Raw genomic sequence first — 24,426 nt, forward strand, 5'->3', positions numbered from 1 at the left:
CCGTAGTGGGAAGATTTCTGTAGTTGGAACTATGGATGAAAGTACCACGAAGGAAATCTTGCATATCCTTAACAGGACTGCTTGAAGCCTACACTGTACCCGCAAGGGTCAGTGTAGGAGATGTCACTACAACATTTCATTAGACATCGACCGCTATGCTGATTATGCGTTGCCCGAACCCCAAGAGACTACCAAGTGCTACGTCTCTACGTCTTTTATGGAGATGTCTATTAATACGAGTGCGAATTCTCTGCGTCACAAGTGCGCTACGAGTGCGTTGAAATTTCAAGCCTCAATTTGCCAGGATTTTACGCAAAGCTGTACTTAGGACTCAGCACTAGGAGAAGACCGACTGAAAACAATTGACAGATAGGCAACTAACGCACCAATGAGAAAACCAGAGATATTACGAACTATAGGTAGCCACTCGTGGGTTCGCGTCACTACTGGTCCAATACCGAAGGCAATAAACAAAATACCCCACAAAGGCGAGAAAATTAAAGCCCATTGCCAAGCAAAACCTTGTTTTTCGCTGCGGGGTTGACCTGCAAATCCACAAATTACCCCACCAACTATTGAACTAATCAGGGTGAGAATCCACTGCTCTCGTGGTAGTCCGGGAACAGCAATGCAACCACCTTTAAGCAAACAGCCTTTAACTGATTGTAAGGCTTGGAGAATGGCTTGGTCTTCGCCTTCTTCTCGGACAAAGTACAAGTTACCGAAGCGGGTTTGTAATTCTATCCAAAAAGTGCGCGGTAGAAGTTCATAAACTGCATCACCAACACTAAAGCTGAGGATGTTACCCCCACGGGAATCCGCAACTAGCAAAATGCTTTTGTCATCCAAACCCCAAAATTTAATGACTGCGCGACCTGGGGTGCGGTCATATTGAGTCAAAACTCTCAGTTTCCAGCCGGTTTCGGCTTGAAATTGATTTAGGTCATTGACAAGCTGTTCTTCTTGAATGTTGGTGAGAGTTTTGGCTAAGTCTACAACTGGGGTTGGTTTGTCAGGTAGTAACTCAGGATTGTTATAAGCCAGTGCGCTTTGGGAATGCATCACCCAAATTGACCCAACCAAGAAAAATACAGTAATCGATACCAGAATTCGTCGCCAAAAACAATTCTGCATGGACGTTTTTATACAAATTTCAACAGTAGACGTAAAGAAGTTGTTTTAAAAGAATACAATAAAAGTGATACTTCTTTACACTTGTTTACTTTACTCTAATCTAATGGCGTAGAGCAAAGCATTGTTTCACATCTCCATTTTTGGAGAAAAATTAGGAGCGATCGCTTACCGTCTAAGCAAAGCGCCGATAATTAATTTCATTCACAATTCAGTATAAATGTCAATCTTTATTTAACTTTATTCTTGGTCAGACCAATCCTCAGGGGCAGTGGATTTCGGCAACGAATCTTCATCATCGAAATCCCAGCTAGCAGCGTCGTTGTAACCGTTGTGATTGCGGCTGCGTTGCCTCTTGGCTTCTCGTTCTCGCAACGTCAGCGCTGATGAAGCACCTGCTGACAAACGGTCAATTTGTCGCCTGGGAGATTTTTGGCGTGTAAAGGTTTTCCAGGCTGCTTTTACGCCAACAAATATACTGCGCGTACCTATTTGAACGTTTTGCGCTTGCTTTTTAGCACTATCCAGGCTTTGATCAACTTGTTGAACAACTTGACTAGCACTTTTGACACCTTCACTGACATCATCAGTTAAGTCAGTGATTTCCATGCCGGTGGTGCGGATAGCATTTAGAGTCGGTGGTAATTCTCGTGAGAGGGTATCAAATAATTTTTCAGCACTGCGGGCGGCTCTAGCTAACTCCTGCAAAGCTGGTATAGCCGCTACTAAAACAGCAGTTAAACTAACGGCGACGAAAAGAATCGATAGTCCCAGCCAAAACAGGGGGTCAATCACAGTTATGCTATCTATCTATGGGCGATCTAGATGTGAAGTTCGGGAATCGGAATTTTCTAGTTGCACTGAAGCCGCGCTTCGGTTTTCTTGTGCGCTTTTTTGCTTCAAGACTTGGCTTTCTCGCACAGTTGCATCTATCCCGGAGGCGATCGCATCTCGCAATCGATCCAATGTCTCATCCCAGTTTTTCATTGCGCTGGTAGAAAGACGATCTGCCTGTATCTGGACTGTTGTTGATAAATCTTCTGCCAATTCTGGCAAAGCATCGGCAGATTTCTTCAATATTTTCCGCGTTTCGCGCCCAGTGCGTGGAGCAGCCAGTAAACCGGTCAAAGCACCGATGGTAGCTCCTAGCATCAAACCGCCAATAAATACTCCAGAACGGTTGTTAGTAGACATCTTCTTATTTTTCTCCTTACACCCATTTTAGGTGGGTTTTCACGCCTTGCAACTCAAAATAATTTTACTTATCTTTCTTAAGTGACAATATATTACCTAGAATTGTTGCCTTTATTTCTCAGTTGATTTTACTACGATCTTTTTCTGATCTGAGTTTTCCTAACCCAAGTTTGACAAAATAGCGCCCGTAAATTTGCTGTCCGACAAGCAGCAGGCTAAGTATTTGCCTTACTTGTTCAACTTGTATTTGTATGGACTGGTTTGCCTGCCGCAAGTTATGAATATTTTGCTGCCGTCTATAAATATTTGCCGGTGCTTTGTCAAGTACCGCATAAGTCCAGCGTTCAGCAGCAGTTAAGCGATTAGTTATATTTGCCAACCGCTGTTTAACTTTCCACACTCGCCTCGCAATATCAAGTAGTATTAAGGAAATAAGAGTATTAATAATCACAACAATTGATACCATTTTTTACCTGGGTTAGATGCTTTCAAGGAGCTTGTTTTCAATAAATCCCTATTAATCATAGCGACAGCGCCAGAAATATAGCTCCAAATCTTCAGTAATCATCAAGTCATAAATGAGAAGCCCAATTTATCAAAAAAATCGGACTTCTGCGATAGAAGCATTCTCACAACTCAAGTAGGAATGATGTTTAATTGTATCAATTACTTACAAATATCAATTTGTTCTTGCCCAGCGAGTACCTTTCCAAATACTAATAAACAAACCAGTAGCAACTAAAGCTCCCAAATTCCATTTGACAGAAGACTTAATTAAATTTAAACCTCGAAAAGACTGAGTTGCTTCAGCTTGAGTTTTAATTTCTTTTTTAGCTTGAGAAACTTTAGATAATACTTGAGCTTTTAATTCCTCAGGACTTTTGGCGTCTAATGAGCGACCTTGGCTCTTGAGAAAATTATCAAGTTGTTGCGGTGTAGCTTGATTTAGTTGCTTTTCAGCCTGTTCGGCTTGAGATAATTGTTGCTTGGATAAACTGCTAATTCGAGCAGCACTTTGACTATTTAGCCTGAAAGTGTTACCAACTCCTAAAAGAGGACTGATACTAAATTGCTTATCATTAATACTACGCCGTTAGCCAGAGATTTTAATCTCTGGCTAACGGTAGCTAATTAAATATCTCAATTCACTGCTGCTCGGTTGTCGTTGATTCCTGTGGTTCAGGTTCAGGTTCAGGTTCAGGTTCAGGTTCAGGCTTGAGCAACTCGCGCCAATTCCTGATTTGCTCTCGCGCTGCGCTGTAAGCAGCAGAACCTTGGGGAATCAGTTTTGCGGTTTCAATACCTTTAGTGATATCAGACTCACTTTGAGAGCGTGCTATATCTAATAATTGCTGACTCCATTGGTCAATAGCCGGATTTACGTCATTGCGTAACAAACTGCGACTTGGCACTCGATCCGCTAGCTGTATTGCCTCTGACAAAGCCTCAGGAGTGCCAGTAAGTGCCACTTCCCGCGCTTTGCTCCAATTTTGTCTAGCGCGCATTTGTCCTCGCCAATCATCTATAGACGCTTGTGCTTCACCAGAAAGTGCGCGTCCTGAGGATGCAATTTGTTCAGCGGTTTTAATGGCAGAGGCTAGATCGCCACTACTAGCAATTTGTCTGGCTTGATCTAAATATGGCTGGTCTTCAATTCGCTGAATTTTCGCGGTCCAAGTGCGAATTTTTCTGCGTGCTTCTGGATACAATGCCCGACCGTTACGAATTTGACTTGCTTCGGCGATCGCTGCTTGCAATGAGTTAACATCTTCTATAAAACTTATCTGTTCAGCGCGTTCCAAATAAGGTTTATCTTCGATTGTCTCAGCTTGGGCACGCCAGCGTCCCATTTCTTGCCTAGCTTCAGAACCACGAGGATTATTAACTGGGATCAGACGCGCTTGAGCGATCGCTGCATTGAGATCGCTAACTGTTCCCTGATTTGCCAGTGTACGTGCTTTTTCTAGATTCGCAACGTCTTCAATTTCGAGCTGCCAACGGGCAATCAGTTTTTGTGCCTTATCGTAAACTGGTCTGGAAGGGTCAATTTGTTGTGCTTGGGCGATCGCTGTTTCTAAACCAGAAGCAGTGCCCAGCCACGCATTTCTTTGGGCATCAGCTATAGCTGTAAAGTCTTCGATTTCCAACTTGAGACCTGTACTTGCCGGAATTTTGCCGACAATTTCCAGCGCTTCATCTGCATCTCGACGATCTAGCTTTTTCTGTGCTAATGCCAGGATTTTACGTCCAAATACTGAAACCGTTGCCTGTGCCTTTTGATAAACGTAACTATCTTGCCCAATTGATTCAGCTACTTTGATGGCTTTTAGTAAATTATCTACTCCAGAGTCTTCTGCCAAGCCGTTGGCTTTTGCTAACTTCTCGCCATCTTCTCGCGCTGAGACAATCAAGCGATTTAATTGCTCGTACTTAGCTGTTTGCCAGTATTTATTATCTACCCGCACCAATTTAGATGCTACCATAAAGGCGGATTGCCAATTTTGTTGGCGCAGTTCGTTTTCCGCTGTTTGGTAAATATTTTCTCCCTTAGACCAAATTGACTGCCATTTGGTCATTTGCTCATCTATTAATTTCTCCGCGGAGAGGTCTTTGGGAATTTTACGTGCTGTAGCGATCGCTTCGTCTAACTTCCCTGATTGAAAACTTTGATCGGCTAGCTGTAAAATCGAACGCGACCACTCTTGGAGGTTGCGATTTATTTCTACCCGTAGTGGGTGATTTTCTGGCAGTTGCTTGACTAAGGCGATCGCTTGTAACAAGTCATTCACCGTCTGCTTTGAAGCTGCCAATTGAGCGCAGTGCAGTCGCACAGATGCACTAGCTAGGGGCCAAAAAATCGATGGACAGTTTGGCGCTGATGGCAACTTTAGCAGCATCGCCATTGAAATAAAGCCGATACTACCAGGAACCAACGCTAATAAAACTGTCCATAACACCCAACTTTTCATCCAGTTGGGCATTTGACCATAAGGAGTGCTGGGTGTCACAGTTTCTTTATCAGAATTGTCTTTTTTTCGGCGCTTCACTGACTTGGAGGTAGAACCATTAGCTGGCACACCAGAAACATGAGTTTCACCAAATTCTGGCGATCGTGATAATCTGGTTATTTCATCTGGCTCTGTCGCTCTGGCTGATGACCAACTCTCTGGAATATCCCGCTCTGTCATCTCTCACACCAAAATAATTTCACAGCAATCTGTAATGGTTCGATAATTTCTTTGTTGCCATAGTAACTTTCTCGTCATGAAAAAGCTAGTCTCAATTATCTTTCTCCAGAGATATCATGAAAAATTAGAAAATAAAGTATCCTTTTATACTTGTCTCACAACGGAAGATTCTGCCTGCAAATCCTCAATTAGTTGGGCTAGCTGCTCGCTACTGGCGTGATATACTGAGCCGCAAAAGTCGCAAATTGCCTCAGCACCATCATCTTTGGCAATCATATCTTGTAGTTCAGCTTCTCCTAAAATTTTTAATGCTCCCAGCACGCGGTTAAAAGAGCAACCACAATGAAAGCGCAGCATTTGAGTTTCCGGGAAAATTACCAAACCCATATCACCCAGCAAGTCTTGAAAGATTTCTGGCAATGTTTTGCCTGCTTGCAACAACGGCGTAAACCCAGCCAAACCAGCCACTCGTGATTCCAACTTTGCTACTAGCTCTTCATCTCTAGCGGCTTTTGGCAACACTTGTACGAGTAAGCCTCCAGCAGCAGTCACCCCATTTGCACCCACGAACACACCTAAAACTATAGCTGAAGGTGTTTGTTCCGAGTTTACCAGGTAATGAGCTACATCGTCGCCAATTTCCCCAGAAACGAGTTCTACCGTACTAGAGTAAGGATAGCCGTAACCCACATCCCGAACGACGTAAAGGTAGCCATTACCGACTGCACCACCAACGTCAAGTTTTCCTTTGGCATTAGGAGGCAATTCGATAGCGGGATTTTCTACATAGCCGCGTACTGTTCCATCCAAGCCAGCATCTACCAATATACCACCCAAAGGACCATCGCCTTTAATTCGGACGTTGACTCTAGAGCCTTCTCGCTTCATGTTAGAAGCCATTAATAAGCCAGCTGCCATAGTTCTACCCAAGGCTGCGGTAGCCACATAAGAAAGCTTGTGTCTAGTTTTTGCTTCTTCTGTCAGACGTGTGGTAATCACACCGACTGCACGAATTCCACCATCAGCCGCTGTGGCGCGAATTAATTGATCCGCCATGAATAACCTTACATTTCTTAACAAGTTCACTTTTTCTATTTTAAGTTCAGAGGTTGTAGAAAAGTGACCAAACAAAGCAACAATGGTTAAGGATGCCCGTATGAAAACGAGCGGCTTTCCGCGCTTGTAGGGAGTAGGGAATTTTGAATTGGGGACTGGGGACTGGGAATTAGCGCTCTTTTATTACTCTTTTCAGAGGAAATTTGAAACCCTATTTTCCGGTTAGTCCGCGTAGGCGGACTTCGTTCGTTTAGCCAAGCCAGGGCGTTGCGTATTTTCCCCGCGTTGAAGCACCTGGCGTGCGACTTCCAGTCGTCAGGGCTTCTTTCTCCAGAGTCATAGAAGAGGATTAGGGACTGGGAAAAGAGTGAAGATTTGGTTGGTGTGCGACCCGTTGAAGAAATATTTCATCGTGGGCGTAGTGTAATGAAATTTCCATTTTCCTTTGAACAAGCCCGTATCTGATGAACCACATTTGTCATACTAAAAGAAAATGCGATCGCTCAAGTGCGTTGGCAAAGCCATCGCTCTCAAAATGCTTGGTAATTTTCAACAAAGTCAACTACGTATAGAAGTTGAAGCCTCGGCAGCTACGATTAAAGACAGTCTGCTGCGTCCTGTGCAACAACAAAAATGGCTCATCGGGCAAGGTTTTTCCCCCGGAATGCCAGAAGAATTACATTCAGGATTTCAGTTTACTAGCTCGATGGGGCTAATTAAGATTCATCATCAAGTAGACGTAGCAAAACCCAACTGTTTGCGCTTGCTACTCAGTCAAGGTATCGACGGCTTTCATGAGTGGTACTGGGGTGATGGTTGGGTACAGTCCCGCTTGGAAGGAGTATCAATTTTGCCGTTGAATTTGGGGCAAAGCTTGAGTTTGTTAAGTTTGCGAACCTTTTTGGCAACTCAAAAGCCGTGAGTCCAGACGAATAATAAGCAGATCGCAAAGGCGCTAAGACGCAAAGAAAAACTTTGCGCCATTCGTTTTTAAATAGATTTGCTCTTACTTTCTTCGCTCAATAACCAAACAGGTTAATCGCCTAGAAGCCATATCGAACACTCAATAGTATCCAATATGGATTTTTCTAGACAAGGTTGGTGACTAAAACAAGGCTCTGTTTTCTTTATATGTTCTTTACAAATAAGCTCTTGGGGTGCAGAATGTGGGATTAATTGTGCGGACTGTATTGTATTTCTAAATTTGCCCGTATCTAATTTTAATTGGGTTTCACCACCAACACTGAACAAGGCGATTCTTCCACCACTTGACTGCTAACTGAACCCTGAACAATTCGCTTCATCCCAGTTAACCCGCGACTACCAATAATAATCAAGTCAGCCTGGTAAATATTGGCAAGACGAATAATTTCTTCTGCCGGATTACCAGTTACTAATTCTAATTCACTCTTGACTGGCAACTGTTCCTGGTAGGATTGCAGTTGTTTTTCGACATGGAAATAAGAAAGTGTTGGTGACTCTGGTTGAGGACGATCTGCGGCTAGTTCCATCTCCGACTCTGGGGTGGGGAAAACATGACACAGAATTATTTTGCTTTCTTTTAGCACCACCAATTCTTGTAAAGTCTGAATTACACGTTCTGCAATTTCTGAACCGTCCAGAGCTACCAAAATAGTATTTAGCACGGCTGTAGTTTCCTCAAGGTAGAAATTTCACATTATTAGCTGCTCCTTTGTTGGTGTAACCACCAAAGGAGCAGCTAAGGACGTGCCTTTGTCGTGGAAGCTACGCCCTGCTTAATAGCATCTTTGAACTGTACTTCGGAGGTTGCCCTCCGTTGTAACATTTGGCTTGCGACTGCCGTTTAAACTTTTAGTTTGTACCCACTAGGTAACTTTTACCAAAAATTTCCGAAAAAATTAAGAATTTGTAATTATTCGTCTTGTTGAACTCGGCGTCTAACTGAATCAGCATGAGAAGGCAAGCCTTCCGCTGTCGCTAGTAAGTCAATTGCGCCAGCCACTTTTTGCAGGGCGGTTTCTGAGTATTGGATGATACTCGAATGTTTCAAGAAAGTTTCCACACCCAATGCCGAAGCATAATGAGCAGCACCGGAAGTAGGCAAAGTATGATTTGGTCCGGCTAAATAGTCTCCCACAGCTTCTGGTGTAGAATGACCTAAGAAGATTGCTCCTGCATGGCGAATATGTTGAATTAATGCCCAAGGATCTTCGACTTCTAATTCTAAGTGTTCCGGGGCAAACTCATTCGAGAATTGGGCTGCGGCTTCCAGAGATTCGACAACGACGATTAAGCCATAGTGAGCGATCGCTTTTTCTGTATCTATTCTTCTAGGATGATCTATTAGCTGTCTTTCCACAGCGACTTGGACGTTCTTCGCCAAACTTGTATCCGTTGTCAACAATATTGCTGCTGCCATCGGGTCATGTTCGGCTTGTGCCAACAAATCCGCCGCCACATGTACGGGATTTGCAGTATCATCGGCAATAATTAGCACTTCACTCGGTCCTGCTAAAGAATCAATGCCCACAGTACCGTATACGAGTTTTTTTGCTAGGGTGACATAAATGTTACCTGGACCTGTAATCACATTTACTTTGGGAATCGTTTCTGTACCGTAGGCTAAAGCGGCGATCGCCTGGGCGCCTCCGACACGATAAATTTCTTGTACCCCAGCTTCTTGGGCAGCTACCAACACTGCTGGGTTAATCGCTTTATGCGCTCCCGGTGGCGTTACGAGCACCACACGGGGGACATTAGCCACCCTCGCTGGAATAGCATTCATGAGCACCGTACTGGGATAAGTCGCTCGACCACCAGGAACATATAATCCCGCTCGGTCTACAGGAGTGTAGCGCTTACCCAGTACTACATCATCATCGCCAAAGTGTACCCAGCTTTTCGGTACTCGCTGACGATGAAACGCTTCAATTTGCCGGCTCGCTAGCCGAATTGCCTCTAGCAAGTCCTTTGACACCTGTTGGTAAGCCGTATCCAGTTCGGAACCGGAAACGCGCAGTTCCTCAGGCTTGAGGGTTTGGTGGTCAAATTCGGCAGTGTAATGCAGTACAGCTTTGTCGCCTTGGCGCTTCACTGCTTGCAACACTTCCCGTACGGTTGCTTCTTTGTGATGCACCTGTTCATCATGGGTGCGATCGCAGATACGTTGCAGTTCTGCTCTGACGTCTGCCTGCTGAGTAATAATTCGCAGCATGGAGTAAGGAGAGTGCCAAAATGAACGAATATTGCCGCCGAGAATCAGTTTTGCTTCTTAGCCAATTAGGCGCAAAGCTTAACCTAATTCTCTTCTCTAGCTTAACCTGGATTTTTTTGATACTCCCAAGGCTTCATATCGCACTTCGGTTGCTAAGAATAGCTACTAAGGCTTTCTAACCTCAAAAGTGGAGGTGTTTTGTTTGAACATCCTGCCTTTTTATTTTGGTTTCAGTAAGCTGGGAGTATAATTTATCTCTATTGTCTAATTTATTAGGTAACATTTTGTAGATACGCGATATGTAGTATATAATCGTGCCTCTACATTTCCACCACTGAACTTTAACCGTTGAATAGATTCTTGCCTTTAGAAACACATTTTCACGCGTCAGTCGTCCCGCTTGGTAACAGGTGGCGAGAAGTCCCTATTTCCTGGAGTACTTAATCTTAACTTATTTCTTTAGTTGTCGTCATCTGCCCATCAGGTGAGTTAACGTCTTTTTTTTCTGCTTGCCGTAAAAATGAAAATAGAAATGCAAAATTTAGTTCTGATATTTTTTAGCTGTAATTATGATAGTGGCAAAAAAGATGCTATATTAGTAAGCCTAGTAGTGTGTGTACATAAATAATAGTATTTTTGGGATTGACAGTGGCGAATACAAAGTCTGCTCTGAAACGCGCCAATATCGCAGAACGCAATCGCTTGCGTAACAAAGCTTACAAATCAGCTGTGAAAACGCTGATGAAAAAATACCTTAGTGCTGTAGCAACCTATGCAGCTAATCCTAGCTCAGAATTAAAGAAAGAAGTAGATGATCGGATGTCGGAGGCGTACAGCAAAATCGACAAAGCTGTAAAGCGGGGTGTACTTCATCCCAACAATGGAGCTAGGAAAAAGTCAAAATTGGCGAAAAAACTACAAAGCTCTACCGTATCAGCATAACTCTTAACAATCATGAGTTCACTCGTCATTAGGACTCATGCTTTGAAGAAGGACAAAGGACAAACGACAAACGATGCAGCTGATTGATACCCACGTTCATCTCAACTTTGACCTTTTTCAACCGGATTTAGCGTTCGTGCGATCGCGATGGCAAGAAGCAGGTGTAGTACGTCTAGTACATTCGTGCGTCGAGCCATCAGAATTTTCCAGCATTCAAGCGATAGCTCACCAGTTTCCCGAAATCAGCTTTGCTGTAGGCTTACATCCTTTAGATGCTGATAAATGGAATAGCCAAACAGAAAAGGAAATATTATCTTTGGCAACCTCTGATGCCAAAGTGGTAGCAATCGGAGAAATGGGGCTGGATTTTTATAAAGCAGATAACTACGACAGGCAGCTGATGGTGTTTGAAGCTCAATTAGCGATCGCTTCGTTACTTAACTTACCAGTGATTATCCACTGCCGGAATGCTGCATCACAAGTGAGAGACATATTGCAAAAATGGAGGAATCTTAAAGGAGACAGTATCCGAGGTGTCATGCACTGCTGGGGTGGAAAACCGCAAGAAGCTCAATGGTTTATCGACTTGGGCTTTTATATCAGCTTTAGTGGCACCGTCACCTTCAAAAACGCCATAGACATTCAACAATCAGCTGTGTTGGTGAAGTCAGACCGACTGTTAATTGAAACAGACTGTCCCTTCCTAGCGCCGGTTCCAAAACGAGGTGAAAAGCGCAATGAGCCAGCTTACGTGCGTTATGTAGCAGAAGCTATAGCTCGTTTGCGTGGAGAAAGTCTAGAGGCGATCGCTACTCAAACGACTGAGAATGCCTGTAAACTATTTGGGTTAGTACTCTAGATCGAGTGAGCCGGATACATCACCCTCTCTTGTTTCACCACTTTGACGGAAACGCCACATGGGGGACTCAAAGCGTCAGCTGATGTTGTTGTTGTTCCTCCGGTTCCACTCGGCAGCTTATGCGTTTTTGTTTCCCCCACAAAGGTGCCGAGTGGAAAATACCCAAAGCAGTGGCTCACCTCAATCGCCAAAAAAATAAAAATCGAGAAGCGTAAAAATATGCTAGTATGAGTGCCTCCAAAATGTTTTTATTGCGCCATAATGGTTAAGGAAGGAACTAACAAATTAGCAAAAGTGAAGTTTCACGCTTCATCACTTGACCATCCTCCTCTCTCTACATGCGGATGCGAAAAATACATGACCGTCCTGCAAAAACAAATACGTACAGACGCGATGCTCCTCGTGTCTCTTCTACTTGAAGCGAAAATTTTGACCAAGCAAGAAAGCAGAACTGTATTTAACCTATAAAAATTGTTAACCGTTAATTGACTTGTGATTAATACCCAACAAGATAAAGCCATACTCATTAGAGCTTATAAAAGCGGAGCCTTACTTCAGTCTTAAAACATCACCCTGATCTGAAAAGGCTGTGCGTGTATAAAAGACAGAACACTGTACAGCGCACGAGTGCGCTAATTGACGCGCTTTAATGGAAGTGCAAGTGAGGAAAGCAAATAAAAATCAACAAGACATCTTTCATGTGCAATTGCTCCAACGATAGGGGCAGGCTTTTTGCCGTAATTGACTTTAACCCTTGGCGATCGCCCGGTGAAGTCAAAATCAAAGAAGGCAGGTGACGGCAAGTGCTCCCCTTGGGAGAAGACCGCACTGCCTCCCTCAAAGCTTTAATTGCCTTGTTTGTCGGCACTTATAGCCAGTAAAGTGGTATAAAAATAAGTTCAATACAGACCTCGGCGCTTCTATGGTAACCTTCTCCTGCAAAGACGCAAGCGCGAACGCCCTTGTGCAATGTACAAGCAATAATTCACAATTGATAAAGGTAGAGGCATGACTAAAGAAACATATATGGAACCCGCCTTTTTATTACCCGACTTAATTGAAATCCAGCGTTCAAGCTTTCGCTGGTTTTTAGAAGAAGGGCTAATAGAAGAACTTAACTCCTTTAGTCCGATTACAGACTACACTGGCAAACTAGAACTGCACTTTTTGGGTCATAACTACAGACTCAAGCAGCCTAAATACAGTGTAGAAGAAGCCAAACGGCGGGATAGTAGCTACGCGGTGCAAATGTATGTGCCGACAAGATTAATTAATAAAGAAACCGGGGAAATTAAAGAGCAAGAAGTCTTTATTGGCGATTTGCCCTTGATGACCGATCGCGGAACTTTCATTATTAATGGCGCCGAACGGGTAATTGTCAATCAAATCGTCCGCTCCCCTGGCGTATACTACAAGTCGGAAATTGATAAAAACGGACGCCGCACTTATTCTGCTAGTTTGATTCCTAATCGGGGGGCGTGGCTAAAATTTGAAACAGACCGTAACGACTTGGTTTGGGTACGCATTGACAAAACGCGCAAATTGTCGGCGCAAGTGCTGTTGAAGGCGCTCTCGTTGTCGGATAATGAAATATTTGATGCGCTGCGTCACCCCGAATATTTTCAAAAAACCATCGAAAAAGAAGGGCAATTTTCGGAAGAAGATGCCTTGATGGAGTTGTATCGCAAACTGCGTCCTGGTGAACCACCAACGGTGTTGGGCGGACAACAGTTACTCGATTCGCGCTTTTTTGATGCCAAACGTTACGACTTGGGTCGGGTGGGACGCTACAAACTTAACAAAAAGTTACGTTTGCAAGTTCCGGAAACGACTCGCGTATTAACTTCGGTTGACATTTTGGCGGCGGTAGATTACTTAATCAACCTGGAATTTGATATTGGTAACACCGACGACATCGACCACCTGGGAAATCGCCGAGTAAGAAGTGTGGGCGAATTGCTGCAAAACCAGGTGCGTGTTGGTTTAAACCGCTTAGAGCGGATTATTCGCGAACGGATGACGGTTAGTGACGCAGAAGTATTGACACCAGCATCTTTGGTGAACCCGAAACCGTTGGTAGCGGCTATTAAGGAGTTTTTTGGTTCTTCCCAGTTGTCGCAGTTTATGGATCAGACTAATCCTTTAGCGGAACTGACCCACAAACGGCGATTGAGTGCCCTTGGTCCTGGGGGATTAACCAGAGAGCGAGCCGGGTTTGCGGTGCGAGATATTCACCCATCCCACTACGGACGCATTTGCCCGATTGAGACACCAGAAGGACCCAACGCCGGTTTGATTGGTTCTTTAGCGACTCATGCCAGGGTGAATCAATATGGCTTTCTAGAAACGCCTTTTCGTCCGGTGGAAAACGGCAAAGTGCGGTTTGACGTGCAGCCAGTATATATGACGGCTGACGAAGAGGACGATTTGCGGACTGCGACGGGGGACATACCCGTAGATGAGAACGGTTACATTGTGGGACCTTCTGTGCCAGTGCGTTATCGCCAAGATTGGGCAACCACAACGCCAGAGCAAGTTGACTATGTAGCAGTTTCGCCAGTGCAGATTGTATCGGTGGCGACATCGATGATTCCCTTTTTGGAGCATGACGATGCCAACCGAGCGCTGATGGGATCGAACATGCAACGGCAAGCGGTGCCATTGTTGAAACCGGAGCGTCCTTTGGTGGGGACTGGTTTGGAAGCGCAAGCGGCTCGTGACTCTGGGATGGTGGTTGTATCGCGGACTGATGGGGATGTGGTGTATGTGGATGCCACAGAAATTCGCGTTAGGGTCAAGGTAGACACGCGACCGATCGCGTCTGTTGACTCTGGACTTTCAACTGTGGACTCACCGAAAGGCAAGGAGATTAAATATAAGGTTTCTAAGTATCAGCGTTCTAACCAAGACACTTGTTTGAACCAAAAGCCGTTGGTGCGGATGGGTGAGAAGGTGGTAGCGGGTCAAGTTTTGGCGGATGGATCTTCCACTGAGGGTGGAGAATTGGCGCTGGGGCAGAATATTGTCGTTGCTTACATGCCTTGGGAGGGTTACAACTACGAAGATGCGATTTTGATATCTGAGCGGTTGGTGCAGGAAGATGTTTATACCTCGGTTCACATTGAGAAATATGAAATTGAGGCAAGACAGACGAAACTCGGACCTGAGGAAATCACCAGAGAAATACCCAACGTCGGGGAAGATGCTTTGCGATCGCTTGATGAGCAGGGAATTATCCGCATTGGGGCATGGGTAGATGCGGGAGATATATTAGTCGGAAAAGTGACGCCGAAGGGTGAATCTGACCAACCACCAGAAGAAAAGTTGCTGCGGGCAATTTTTGGTGAAAAAGCGCGGGATGTGCGCGATAACTCATTGCGAGTGCCTAATGGTGAAAAAGGTCGCGTGGTTGACGTGCGCTTATTTACCCGCGAACAAGGCGACGAATTGCCACCGGGGGCGAATATGGTGGTGCGGGTATATGTAGCGCAGAAGCGGAAAATTCAAGTTGGCGACAAAATGGCAGGGCGCCACGGGAATAAGGGAATTATTTCTCGCATCCTCCCGTTGGAAGATATGCCTTATTTGCCAGATGGGTCTTGTGTGGATATTGTGCTGAATCCGTTGGGTGTGCCGAGCCGAATGAATGTGGGGCAGGTGTTTGAGTGTTTGTTAGGCTGGGCTGGTCACACCTTGGGAGTGCGCTTTAAGATTACGCCTTTTGATGAAATGTATGGAGAGGAGGAATCGCGGCGGATTGTGCATGGTAAGTTGCAAGAAGCGCGAGATGAGACGGGTAAGGACTGGGTGTATAACCCAGATAATCCGGGCAAAATCATGGTATACGATGGGCGGACTGGTGAGCCGTTTGATAGAGCCGTGACGATTGGGGTGGCGTATATGTTGAAACTGGTGCATTTGGTGGATGATAAGATTCACGCTCGTTCGACCGGTCCATACTCGTTGGTGACACAGCAGCCATTGGGTGGTAAAGCACAACAAGGTGGTCAACGCTTTGGAGAAATGGAAGTATGGGCACTGGAGGCATTTGGCGCAGCGTATACATTGCAAGAATTGCTGACTGTGAAATCGGACGATATGCAAGGAAGAAACGAGGCATTGAATGCGATCGTTAAAGGCAAGGCAATTCCGCGACCGGGGACACCGGAATCGTTCAAAGTGTTGATGCGAGAATTGCAATCGTTGGGGTTAGATATAGCCGTGCATAAAGTTGAAACCCAAGCAGACGGTAGTTCTTTGGATGTAGAGGTTGATTTGATGGCAGACCAAGGAACCCGTCGTACTCCCCCGCGTCCGACTTACGAATCTCTATCGCGCGAATCGATGGAAGACGAGGAATAGGGCATGGGGCATTGGGCATGGGGCATGGGGCATTGGTAATTATTTTTATTACCCATCACCTATTCCCATTGCCCAATGCCCATTGCCCAATGCCCATTAAACAATTGCCCATTGCCCATTTAATAATATGAGAAACGCACAAACTAATCAGTTTGACTACGTAAAAATCGGCTTGGCTTCGCCGGAACGCATTCGGACCTGGGGTGAGCGAACTTTGCCTAATGGTCAGGTGGTAGGTGAAGTCACTAAGCCGGAGACGATTAATTATCGAACTCTGAAGCCAGAGATGGACGGGCTTTTTTGCGAGCGCATCTTTGGACCAGCGAAGGACTGGGAATGCCATTGCGGTAAATATAAGAGAGTGCGCCATCGCGGTATAGTTTGCGAACGCTGTGGGGTGGAAGTGACGGAATCGCGAGTGCGCCGTCACCGCATGGGTTTCATTAAACTGGCAGCACCGGTGGCGCACGTTTGGTATCTCAAGGGTATCCCCAGTTACATTTCTATTTTGCTGGATATGCCTTTGCGGGATGTGGAGCAGATTGTTTATTTCAACTCTTATGTTGTCCTCAGCAAGGGTAATGCCGAAACTTTAACTTATAAACAGCTATTGAGTGAAGACCAGTGGCTGGAAATTGAAGACCAGATTTATGCCGAAGATTCTCAACTTCAGGGTGTAGAGGTAGGGATTGGGGCAGAAGCGCTGTTGCGGTTGCTTGCCGATATCAACTTGGAGCAAGAAGCGGAAAACTTACGCGAAGAAATTGGTAACGCCAAGGGACAAAAACGGGCGAAGCTGATTAAGCGGTTGCGGGTGATTGATAACTTCATCGCCACTGGTTCATTGCCAGAGTGGATGGTAATGGCGGTGATTCCAGTGATTCCGCCAGATTTACGCCCGATGGTGCAGTTGGATGGAGGACGCTTTGCCACGAGCGATTTAAATGATTTATATCGCCGGGTGATTAACCGTAACAACCGTTTGGCACGGTTGCAAGAAATCTTAGCACCGGAAATTATTGTCAGAAACGAAAAGCGGATGCTGCAAGAAGCGGTGGATGCTTTGATTGACAATGGTCGTCGGGGACGGACGGTGGTAGGGGCAAATAACCGACCGCTGAAGTCGCTCTCAGACATTATTGAAGGTAAGCAGGGACGTTTTCGGCAGAATTTGTTGGGTAAGCGGGTTGACTATTCGGGTCGTTCTGTAATTGTCGTTGGACCGAAGTTACAAATCCATCAATGCGGTTTGCCCAGAGAAATGGCGATCGAGCTATTTCAGCCGTTTGTGATTAATCGCTTGATTCGCAGTGGGATGGTGAATAACATCAAAGCCGCGAAAAAGCTGATTTCTCGCAATGACCCTAGTGTGTGGGATGTGTTGGAAGAAGTGATTGAGGGGCATCCGGTGATGTTAAATCGGGCACCGACGCTGCACAGGCTCGGCATTCAAGCATTTGAGCCGATTTTGGTAGACGGTAGAGCAATTCAGTTGCATCCGTTGGTGTGTCCGGCTTTTAACGCCGACTTTGACGGCGACCAAATGGCGGTACACGTACCTTTGTCGTTGGAATCTCAAGCAGAAGCGCGGTTGTTGATGCTTGCTTCTAACAACATATTGTCGCCGGCAACCGGTAAGCCAATTATTACACCCAGCCAAGATATGGTATTGGGGGCGTATTATTTGACTGCGGAAAATCCGGATGCGACAAGGGGTGCGGGAAAATACTTCGGTTCTTTGGATGACGCGATTATGGCTTATGAGCAGAAGCAAATTGACCTGCACGCTTATGTATTTGTGCGGTTTGATGGCGAAGTAGAAACTGATGTGCCAGATACCGAACCCGTGAAGGTAGAAGAAAACACCGATGGAACTCGGACGTTGCTGTATAAATTCCGTCGTGTCAGACAAGACAAGGAAGGGAATTTGATTTCTCAATATATACGTACAACTCCCGGTCGCGTTATTTATAACAAGGCGATCCAAGAAGCGCTGGCAAGCTAGGGATAAGAGGGGAAAAGGGGAAAGGGAAAGGGGGAAAGGGTAAGAAAGATGTAGAATTCGTTTTTAAATAACTCTTTATTTTAATACCTTTCCCCTTTACCCTTTACCCCTCTTAAAATCTCCTTTCCCCTTTCCCCTTTAACCTTTACCCCTCCGAAAATACTAATGACTGAAAAACTGATTTTTCGCAATCGCATCGTTGACAAAGGTCAGCTGAGAAATTTAATTTCTTGGGCGTTCACCAATTGTGGCACGGCGCGAACGGCGGTGATGGCGGATAAGTTAAAAGATTTGGGCTTTCGCTACGCCACCAAAGCCGGGGTTTCGATTAGTGTAGATGATTTGATGATTCCGCCAAGTAAGCGATCGCTCCTCGAAGCCGCAGAAGCCGAAATTCGCGCCACGGAAGAACGCTATCAACGTGGCGAAATCACGGAAGTAGAGCGTTTTCAGAAGGTAATTGATACCTGGAATAGTACATCGGAAGCGCTCAAAGATGAAGTGGTGAAGCACTTTAAGAGTACTAACCCGCTCAACTCAGTATATATGATGGCATTCTCTGGTGCGCGGGGTAACATCTCCCAGGTGCGCCAATTGGTGGGGATGCGCGGGTTGATGGCAGATCCCCAAGGGGAAATTATCGACTTGCCGATTAAAACCAACTTCCGCGAAGGATTGACCGTCACCGAATATATTATTTCTTCTTACGGCGCTCGTAAGGGGTTGGTAGATACGGCATTAAGAACTGCCGACTCTGGATATTTAACCAGACGTTTGGTGGATGTATCCCAAGATGTAATTATCCGCGAATTTGACTGCGGCACATCGCGAGGGCTGACCCTGGGGTCAATGACAGAAGGTGGCAAAATCCTGATTCCCATCGGCACCCGCTTGATGGGACGGGTAGTGGGGGAAGATGTAATTCATCCCACCACCAAAAAAGTTATTGCCCCGCGCAATACACCAATTAGTAACGAATTAGCTGCTGTAATTCAAAAAAGCGGCGTTGTCTCTGTGGTAGTGCGGAGTCCCTTAACTTGTGAAGCAGCGCGTTCTGTTTGCCAACACTGTTATGGCTGGAGTTTGGCACACGCGAAGATGGTAGATTTGGGTGAAGCGGTAGGCATTATTGCGGCTCAAAGTATCGGCGAACCGGGTACCCAGCTAACAATGCGGACTTTCCACACTGGTGGTGTATTCACCGGGGAAGTGGCAAAACAAGTACGTGCCGAAAAAGATGGTACGATTCGGCTGCCGCGCAAGTTGAAAACCAGAGCATATCGCACTCGACACGGGGAAGATTCGCTGTTTGTTGAGGCAAACGGCACGATAACTTTAGAAGTTGGGGATAAGGTAAAAGGCAGTAAGGACAAACTAGGCACTAAGGAAGAGACTCTTGCCCAATCCCCAGTCTCTAGTAAAGAGTCCTCAGTAATTGAAATTGCGGTGACTCAAGGTTCGACACTATATATAGTCGATGGACAGCAAGTAAAGCAAGGTCAGTTGCTGGCAGAGGTGGCACTCGGCGGACGGACAACTCGTGCAAATACTGAAAAGGCTGTTAAAGATGTAGCTAGTGATTTGGCTGGGGAAGTGCAGTTTGCGGAAGTGGTGCCAGAACAAAAAACAGACCGTCAAGGCAACACGACGACGACAGCGGCGCGTGGTGGTTTGATTTGGATTTTGTCTGGCGAGGTATATAACTTGCCACCTGGAGCCGAGTTGATAGTGAATAATGGTGATGCGATTGAGACAAATGGTGTCTTGGCAGAAACCAAGTTAACTACTTTACATGGCGGTATAGTCCGGTTGCCGGAAGCGCAAGTCGGTAAGAGTACTAGGGAAATTGAGATTATCACCGCTAGTGTGGTTTTAGACCAGGCAACGGTGACGGTGCAAAGTTCCCAAGGTCGCAATAATTACCTTATTTCTACTGCTCATAACCAAGTCTTTAATTTGCGGGCAACTCCAGGCACAAAGGTGCAAAATGGTCAAGTTGTCGCGGAGTTAATTGACGATCGCTATCGCACTAATACTGGTGGGTTGCTGAAATACGCCGGCGTGGAAGTGCAGAAAAAAGGCAAGGCGAAGTTGGGTTATGAGGTGGTACAGGGAGGCACATTATTGTGGATTCCCGAAGAAACTCATGAAGTAAATAAGGATATATCGCTGCTGTTGGTGGAAGACGGTCAGTATGTAGAAGCTGGGACGGAAGTTGTTAAGGATATATTCTGTCAAAACAACGGCGTCGTTGAAGTCACCCAGAAAAACGACATTTTGAGGGAGGTGGTGATTAAGCCTGGAGAACTGCTGATGGTGGACGATCCAGAGGGGGTGATGCGCTTTGATAATAGTTTTGTTCAGCCGGGTGAAGAGTTATTGGGGCAAGTGCAGAGCGAACTGCGCTACATCCAATATATTGAGTCCCCAGAAGGTCCAGCGCTGCTGAGTCGTCCGGTAGATGAGTTCGCGGTGCCGAATAATCCGGATGTGCCATCAACGACATCGGTTAGTCAACAAACCGGGCGCAGTATTGAGTTGCGGGCGGTGCAACGACTGCCTTATAAAGATTCTGAGCGGGTTAAGTCGGTGGAAGGTGTGGAGTTGCTGCGGACGCAACTAGTGTTGGAAATTGAGACTGAGGGTGATGCTGACCACAACGCTTCGCCATTAGCAGCAGATATTGAGTTGTTGAGTGATGGTGAATCAGTCGGCAGGGACGGTTTCCGTTCCGTCTCCCAAGGGGAGACGCGAAGCGCGAACGAACTGATGAAAGAAGGAGAGGGTGAAGGTTCGGAAACTTCTCGTTTGCAATTGGTGATTTTGGAGTCTTTGATAGTGCGTCGCGACATTACTGCCGACGCAACTCAAGGTAGCACCACAACGAGTTTGGAAGTGGAAGCGCTGCAAACGATTGCTCCTGGTGCTGTGGTTGCCCGTACCCAAATTTTGTGTAAGGAGGGGGGTATTGTCCGGGGAGTGCAAAAAGGAAGTGAGACAGTGCGTCGCTGTTTGGTGTTGCGTCACACAGACATGGTGACGGTGAACACGACGGCACAGCCAAAGGTAAAAAAGGGCGACTTATTGGTAGAGGGTTCAGAAATTGCCCCAGGGATATTTGCTCCTTTGTCTGGGCAAGTGGTGGATGTGAAGAAGGGAGAGGGGGAAAAGGCACTAGTCCAGGGGGATCTGGTAACAGATTCTTCCCCTGGATTAGTCGCCAATGCCCAGCTTTCTCCAGGTTACAATCTCACCATTCGCATTGGTCGTCCTTATCGAGTCTCACCGGGAGCGGTGTTGCAGATAGAGGATGGGGATTTGGTGCAACGGGGTGATAATTTGGTTTTGTTGGTGTTTGAACGCGCCAAAACCGGAGACATTATTCAAGGTTTGCCAAGAATTGAGGAATTGCTAGAAGCACGCAAGCCAAAAGAAGCTTGTATTTTGGCGAAGCGGGCAGGGGAAGTGAAGGTGGTATATGGTGATGGTGATGAGGCGATCGCTGCTAAGGTTGTTGAACCAAATGGTGTTGTCACCGATTACCCCCTAGGACCTGGACAAAATTTGGTGCTGACAGATGGAGCGATGGTGAGCGCAGGGGAACCGTTGAGTGATGGTCCTGCCAATCCGCACGAAATTTTGGAGGTGTTCTTTAGTCTTGGTTCTGAGGACGGGATATATGCTTGTGCATCTCTAGCTTTGCAGAAGGTACAGACTTTCTTGGTGAATGAGGTGCAGATGGTGTATCAATCTCAAGGTATTGATATTGCCGACAAGCACATTGAAGTGATTGTGCGCCAAATGACCGCGAAGGTGCGGGTAGATGATGGTGGTGACACAACGATGTTGCCCGGAGAGTTGGTAGAATTGCGGCAAATCGAGCAGGTGAATGAAGCAATGGCAATCACCGGCGGTGCGAGGGCGCAGTATACTCCAGTATTATTGGGGATTACCAAGGCATCATTAAACACCGACAGCTTTATCTCGGCTGCATCATTCCAAGAGACAACGCGGGTGTTGACTGAAGCGGCAATTGAAGGTAAATCTGACTGGTTGCGCGGTTTGAAAGAAAACGTGATTATCGGACGATTGATTCCTGCCGGTACTGGGTATAACGCTTATGAGGAAACGGGTATAGTTGATGACTATGGAAGCGTAGAAACCACCAGTGTCTTGGATGAAGTCGATGACCCGATGGATATGGTGCTAGATGACCGCACAGCTCGCGCTTACAATTTGGATTCTCCTGGGCTTGGGGACTCTGGATTTGGTAGTCGGCGTACAGAATCGTCGTCAATCTTAGATGATGAGGATGAGTTGATGATTGCTGATGAAGTCAACGACCTGATTGAAGAAGATGATTTTGAGGAAGACGAGGAAGACGACGAAGACGACGATTTTGACGAGGAAATATAAAAGGTAAAGGTCAAATAAATTTATCTTTTGTATACCTTCCCTAGTTAAACTAGGGAGGGTTTTTTATTTTTCATGGTTCTTGGTTAGCTTCGATTACCCGTCCCCAATCCAGCGATCGCTCAAATCACTACGAATTAGGACAGTATTTTACGTTTAATTTCATCTACTTACTTAGTGGCTGACAGAAGTCACATAATCCAATAGGCTATTTGAAAGAAGCGATCGCTCAATTGCTAATAAATATCTGTAAGAAGAATGCCTTTTAAAATCGTCCAAAACTTTGATAGCAGTTTCACTCTGGAACCACAAGCTAAAGAAAGCCTTTTCAATTTGTTGACTAATGAAGCTTTTCTCAAACAAGTTTGTCAACAACTGAATTGCGAAAAAGTTGAGTTTACAGAATTGCTTTTTCAACCAGTTCCTTATAGCTTAACTACTCCCAAAGGAATGCCAGCCGAATTTGAAAAATATCATGATAATAGTGAGTACGCAATTATTAATGTCCCGCCAAACTTCATGTTTAATGCCAAAATCTTCAAACCAAGTCGCCTTTGTGCAATTTACCGAAAAATTAATTCGTAGTAAGCGCGAAGAGCGCTTTCCAATCACCAAGTACTAATTTTTAATTTGAATTTATGACAACTGAAACAAATATTTCTTCTTTAGAAACTCTGGAATATATTGCTTACATTGACGATAACGGTCAGTTACCTGAACAATTTCAGACTAAGATAGGAGTCTATGCAATTTTTGATCGTGAAAAAGTGCTGCAATTTATTGGCTATTCTCGCGATGTATATCTCAGTCTCAAACAGCATTTAGTACGTCAACCTCAAAATTGCTATTGGGTAAAAGTTCAAACGATTGAGCGCCCTAGCCGCGCCGTTTTAGAAAGCATTGAGAATGCCTGGATTGCCGAAAATAACAGTGTTCCTTTGGGAAATGCCGAACAAAAAGAAAAATGGACGCAGCCGATTGATGCTAAAGCGGTAATGACACCTGAAGAACAGACAAATTATCAAAATCCACTAATAGATGATATGGCACAAGTGAAAATTCTGAAAAATGTGGCGCGACGAGTCGAAGCTGAAATTTTAGAAGTGTTGCAAGCGCGTGGATTGCATCTTCAAATTCGCTTTAATCCTAAGTTAAAAGAAGAGGGATTACTCGATTTGAAGTGAATAAATATTAGTTTTCGCTCTCCCCAAGACCCTCAGGCTGTAATCCTTTACCTATCAATGAAAAATAATTTTCATTCTTCTGGTTGACGACGCCTCGATCTAGAGTCTTGGTCGTCACGGTAGTTATATTCGGGATTTTCAGTTCTTCTTTGGCGCCTGGGTCTAGAGTCTTGGTCATCACGGGAGTCATATTCGGGATTTTCAGTTCTTCTTTGGCGCCTGGGTCTAGAGTTTTGGTCATCACGTAAACGATCGCTCACCTCATTAAAGAAATCCCGGCGTAAAAAAGGATAATCGCTGACCCACAAATTGCAACTGCGAACATAAATATCGCTGATTTGGTCAATTGTGCTTAAATCGGAGCGATTGGACATGACAAGCATTTCCGCTATTTGACCACGAGCGATCGCTTTATGATAAGGACGTAGTGGTGCTTTAAACTCGGCGGTAAATCCTGTATCATCGCCCAATTCTAAGTTAATCCACTTTTCCCTATTTTCCACAATCACCAATTCACCTTTATTGTTGACTGTTTCCTGTTTACCAATCAACTCTTCTGTGAGCCACCAATCCAGTACTCGACCGCGAAAAAAGCCACTATATTTATAATTGCGATATTTAGCATTACGCACACTTGCCCAAAATACTGGTCCCCAAAACCAATAAAAAGATACCACAAATACTAGCAAAAATATTATTGCGCCAAAATCAAGTCCGAAAAGGAATTTTATAAGTAAAAGAACAGCCGCAGATACTACAGAAATGAATAGCCGTTGCAAAAAATCAGGAAACTTCCCCCAATAATATTTATATTGCGGAGAACTAGCAATCCAGGGAACGAGTTGTTCAAATTTCTGCCGAGTCAGTGGAACTAACATGATTTTGTCAAGAGTCAA

Annotated in this window: 19 protein-coding genes; 8 read left to right on the plus strand and 11 right to left on the minus strand. The window is 45.3% G+C overall.

The window, feature by feature from the left end; all coding sequences use genetic code 11:
- Positions 1–324: 324 nt before the first annotated feature.
- From OGM63_RS17820 to hslO, 7 genes are all read right to left on the minus strand, one after another.
- On the minus strand, positions 325–1,134 hold the full coding sequence (locus OGM63_RS17820; RefSeq protein WP_263746967.1) for a TPM domain-containing protein: 810 nt from the start codon (positions 1,132–1,134) through the stop codon (positions 325–327).
- A gap of 237 nt (positions 1,135–1,371) precedes the next feature.
- Positions 1,372–1,926, minus strand: a complete 555-nt coding sequence (locus OGM63_RS17825; RefSeq protein ID WP_263746968.1) for a DUF948 domain-containing protein — start codon at positions 1,924–1,926, stop codon at positions 1,372–1,374.
- 15 nt (positions 1,927–1,941) lie between these two features.
- On the minus strand, positions 1,942–2,325 hold the full coding sequence (locus tag OGM63_RS17830; RefSeq protein ID WP_263746969.1) for a YtxH domain-containing protein: 384 nt from the start codon (positions 2,323–2,325) through the stop codon (positions 1,942–1,944).
- 118 nt (positions 2,326–2,443) lie between these two features.
- Positions 2,444–2,791 carry a hypothetical protein gene (locus OGM63_RS17835; protein WP_263746970.1) on the minus strand — a complete coding sequence of 116 codons (348 nt, stop codon included), beginning with the start codon at positions 2,789–2,791 and terminating at the stop codon, positions 2,444–2,446.
- Between the two features lie 213 nt (positions 2,792–3,004).
- Complete coding sequence (locus OGM63_RS29855) at positions 3,005–3,409, minus strand: HpsJ family protein (protein ID WP_375340495.1); 405 nt, start codon at positions 3,407–3,409, stop codon at positions 3,005–3,007.
- A gap of 61 nt (positions 3,410–3,470) precedes the next feature.
- The gene (locus tag OGM63_RS17840; protein WP_263746971.1) at positions 3,471–5,513 is read right to left on the minus strand and encodes a chromosome segregation ATPase; all 2,043 of its coding nucleotides are present in this window, start codon (positions 5,511–5,513) and stop codon (positions 3,471–3,473) included.
- A 144-nt stretch (positions 5,514–5,657) separates the two neighbouring features.
- Entirely contained in the window at positions 5,658–6,569 is a 912-nt protein-coding gene (gene hslO, locus OGM63_RS17845; protein WP_263746972.1) for an Hsp33 family molecular chaperone HslO, read from the minus strand.
- 535 nt (positions 6,570–7,104) lie between these two features.
- Here hslO and OGM63_RS17850 point away from each other — a divergent pair.
- Positions 7,105–7,491 carry an alpha-crystallin domain-containing protein gene (locus OGM63_RS17850; RefSeq protein WP_263746988.1) on the plus strand — a complete coding sequence of 129 codons (387 nt, stop codon included), beginning with the start codon at positions 7,105–7,107 and terminating at the stop codon, positions 7,489–7,491.
- Positions 7,492–7,789: 298 nt separating this feature from the next.
- Here OGM63_RS17850 and OGM63_RS17855 read toward each other — a convergent pair whose 3' ends face one another.
- Positions 7,790–8,215, minus strand: a complete 426-nt coding sequence (locus tag OGM63_RS17855) for a universal stress protein (protein ID WP_263746973.1) — start codon at positions 8,213–8,215, stop codon at positions 7,790–7,792.
- A gap of 248 nt (positions 8,216–8,463) precedes the next feature.
- On the minus strand, positions 8,464–9,765 hold the full coding sequence (hisD, locus tag OGM63_RS17860) for a histidinol dehydrogenase (protein ID WP_263746974.1): 1,302 nt from the start codon (positions 9,763–9,765) through the stop codon (positions 8,464–8,466).
- 648 nt (positions 9,766–10,413) lie between these two features.
- Here hisD and rpsT point away from each other — a divergent pair.
- Entirely contained in the window at positions 10,414–10,707 is a 294-nt protein-coding gene (gene rpsT, locus OGM63_RS17865; protein ID WP_263746975.1) for a 30S ribosomal protein S20, read from the plus strand.
- A gap of 73 nt (positions 10,708–10,780) precedes the next feature.
- Complete coding sequence (locus tag OGM63_RS17870) at positions 10,781–11,566, plus strand: TatD family hydrolase (RefSeq protein ID WP_263746976.1); 786 nt, start codon at positions 10,781–10,783, stop codon at positions 11,564–11,566.
- A 646-nt stretch (positions 11,567–12,212) separates the two neighbouring features.
- On the opposite strand, the gene OGM63_RS17875 is transcribed toward OGM63_RS17870, so the two are convergent.
- Positions 12,213–12,434, minus strand: a complete 222-nt coding sequence (locus OGM63_RS17875) for a hypothetical protein (RefSeq protein ID WP_263746977.1) — start codon at positions 12,432–12,434, stop codon at positions 12,213–12,215.
- A 140-nt stretch (positions 12,435–12,574) separates the two neighbouring features.
- Between OGM63_RS17875 and rpoB the strand changes: the two genes are divergently transcribed.
- The 5 genes from rpoB to OGM63_RS17900 all read left to right on the plus strand — a co-directional run bounded on the left by rpoB (position 12,575) and on the right by OGM63_RS17900 (position 23,530).
- On the plus strand, positions 12,575–15,928 hold the full coding sequence (gene rpoB, locus OGM63_RS17880) for a DNA-directed RNA polymerase subunit beta (RefSeq protein ID WP_263746978.1): 3,354 nt from the start codon (positions 12,575–12,577) through the stop codon (positions 15,926–15,928).
- Positions 15,929–16,055: 127 nt separating this feature from the next.
- Positions 16,056–17,933: a DNA-directed RNA polymerase subunit gamma gene (locus tag OGM63_RS17885; protein WP_263746979.1), complete on the plus strand. Its 1,878-nt coding sequence runs from the start codon at positions 16,056–16,058 to the stop codon at positions 17,931–17,933.
- A gap of 165 nt (positions 17,934–18,098) precedes the next feature.
- On the plus strand, positions 18,099–22,349 hold the full coding sequence (locus OGM63_RS17890; RefSeq protein WP_263746980.1) for a DNA-directed RNA polymerase subunit beta'': 4,251 nt from the start codon (positions 18,099–18,101) through the stop codon (positions 22,347–22,349).
- 255 nt (positions 22,350–22,604) lie between these two features.
- Positions 22,605–22,931 carry a hypothetical protein gene (locus OGM63_RS17895; RefSeq protein ID WP_263746981.1) on the plus strand — a complete coding sequence of 109 codons (327 nt, stop codon included), beginning with the start codon at positions 22,605–22,607 and terminating at the stop codon, positions 22,929–22,931.
- Positions 22,932–22,984: 53 nt separating this feature from the next.
- A complete protein-coding gene (locus tag OGM63_RS17900; RefSeq protein ID WP_263746982.1) occupies positions 22,985–23,530 on the plus strand; it encodes a GIY-YIG nuclease family protein in 546 nt (181 codons plus the stop codon).
- Between the two features lie 71 nt (positions 23,531–23,601).
- Here OGM63_RS17900 and OGM63_RS17905 read toward each other — a convergent pair whose 3' ends face one another.
- Positions 23,602–24,408, minus strand: a complete 807-nt coding sequence (locus tag OGM63_RS17905; protein ID WP_263746983.1) for a DUF8619 family protein — start codon at positions 24,406–24,408, stop codon at positions 23,602–23,604.
- Between the last annotated feature and the right edge of the window lie 18 nt (positions 24,409–24,426).

This window comes from Plectonema radiosum NIES-515, assembly GCF_025753815.1.
Lineage (GTDB): Bacteria > Cyanobacteriota > Cyanobacteriia > Cyanobacteriales > Nostocaceae > Hassallia > Hassallia radiosum_A.

Excerpts from the sequence above, each read along its gene's own strand:
- OGM63_RS17820 (WP_263746967.1), bottom strand. The coding sequence starts at position 1,134 with ATGCAGAATTGTTTTTGGCGACGAATTCTGGTATCGATTACTGTATTT.
- OGM63_RS17830 (WP_263746969.1), bottom strand. The coding sequence starts at position 2,325 with ATGTCTACTAACAACCGTTCTGGAGTATTTATTGGCGGTTTGATGCTA.
- OGM63_RS17835 (WP_263746970.1), bottom strand. The coding sequence starts at position 2,791 with ATGGTATCAATTGTTGTGATTATTAATACTCTTATTTCCTTAATACTA.
- OGM63_RS17840 (WP_263746971.1), bottom strand. The coding sequence starts at position 5,513 with ATGACAGAGCGGGATATTCCAGAGAGTTGGTCATCAGCCAGAGCGACA.
- hslO (WP_263746972.1), bottom strand. The coding sequence starts at position 6,569 with ATGGCGGATCAATTAATTCGCGCCACAGCGGCTGATGGTGGAATTCGT.
- OGM63_RS17850 (WP_263746988.1), top strand. The coding sequence starts at position 7,105 with ATGCTTGGTAATTTTCAACAAAGTCAACTACGTATAGAAGTTGAAGCC.
- hisD (WP_263746974.1), bottom strand. The coding sequence starts at position 9,765 with ATGCTGCGAATTATTACTCAGCAGGCAGACGTCAGAGCAGAACTGCAA.
- OGM63_RS17870 (WP_263746976.1), top strand. The coding sequence starts at position 10,781 with ATGCAGCTGATTGATACCCACGTTCATCTCAACTTTGACCTTTTTCAA.
- rpoB (WP_263746978.1), top strand. The coding sequence starts at position 12,575 with ATGACTAAAGAAACATATATGGAACCCGCCTTTTTATTACCCGACTTA.
- OGM63_RS17885 (WP_263746979.1), top strand. The coding sequence starts at position 16,056 with ATGAGAAACGCACAAACTAATCAGTTTGACTACGTAAAAATCGGCTTG.
- OGM63_RS17890 (WP_263746980.1), top strand. The coding sequence starts at position 18,099 with ATGACTGAAAAACTGATTTTTCGCAATCGCATCGTTGACAAAGGTCAG.
- OGM63_RS17895 (WP_263746981.1), top strand. The coding sequence starts at position 22,605 with ATGCCTTTTAAAATCGTCCAAAACTTTGATAGCAGTTTCACTCTGGAA.
- OGM63_RS17900 (WP_263746982.1), top strand. The coding sequence starts at position 22,985 with ATGACAACTGAAACAAATATTTCTTCTTTAGAAACTCTGGAATATATT.
- OGM63_RS17905 (WP_263746983.1), bottom strand. The coding sequence starts at position 24,408 with ATGTTAGTTCCACTGACTCGGCAGAAATTTGAACAACTCGTTCCCTGG.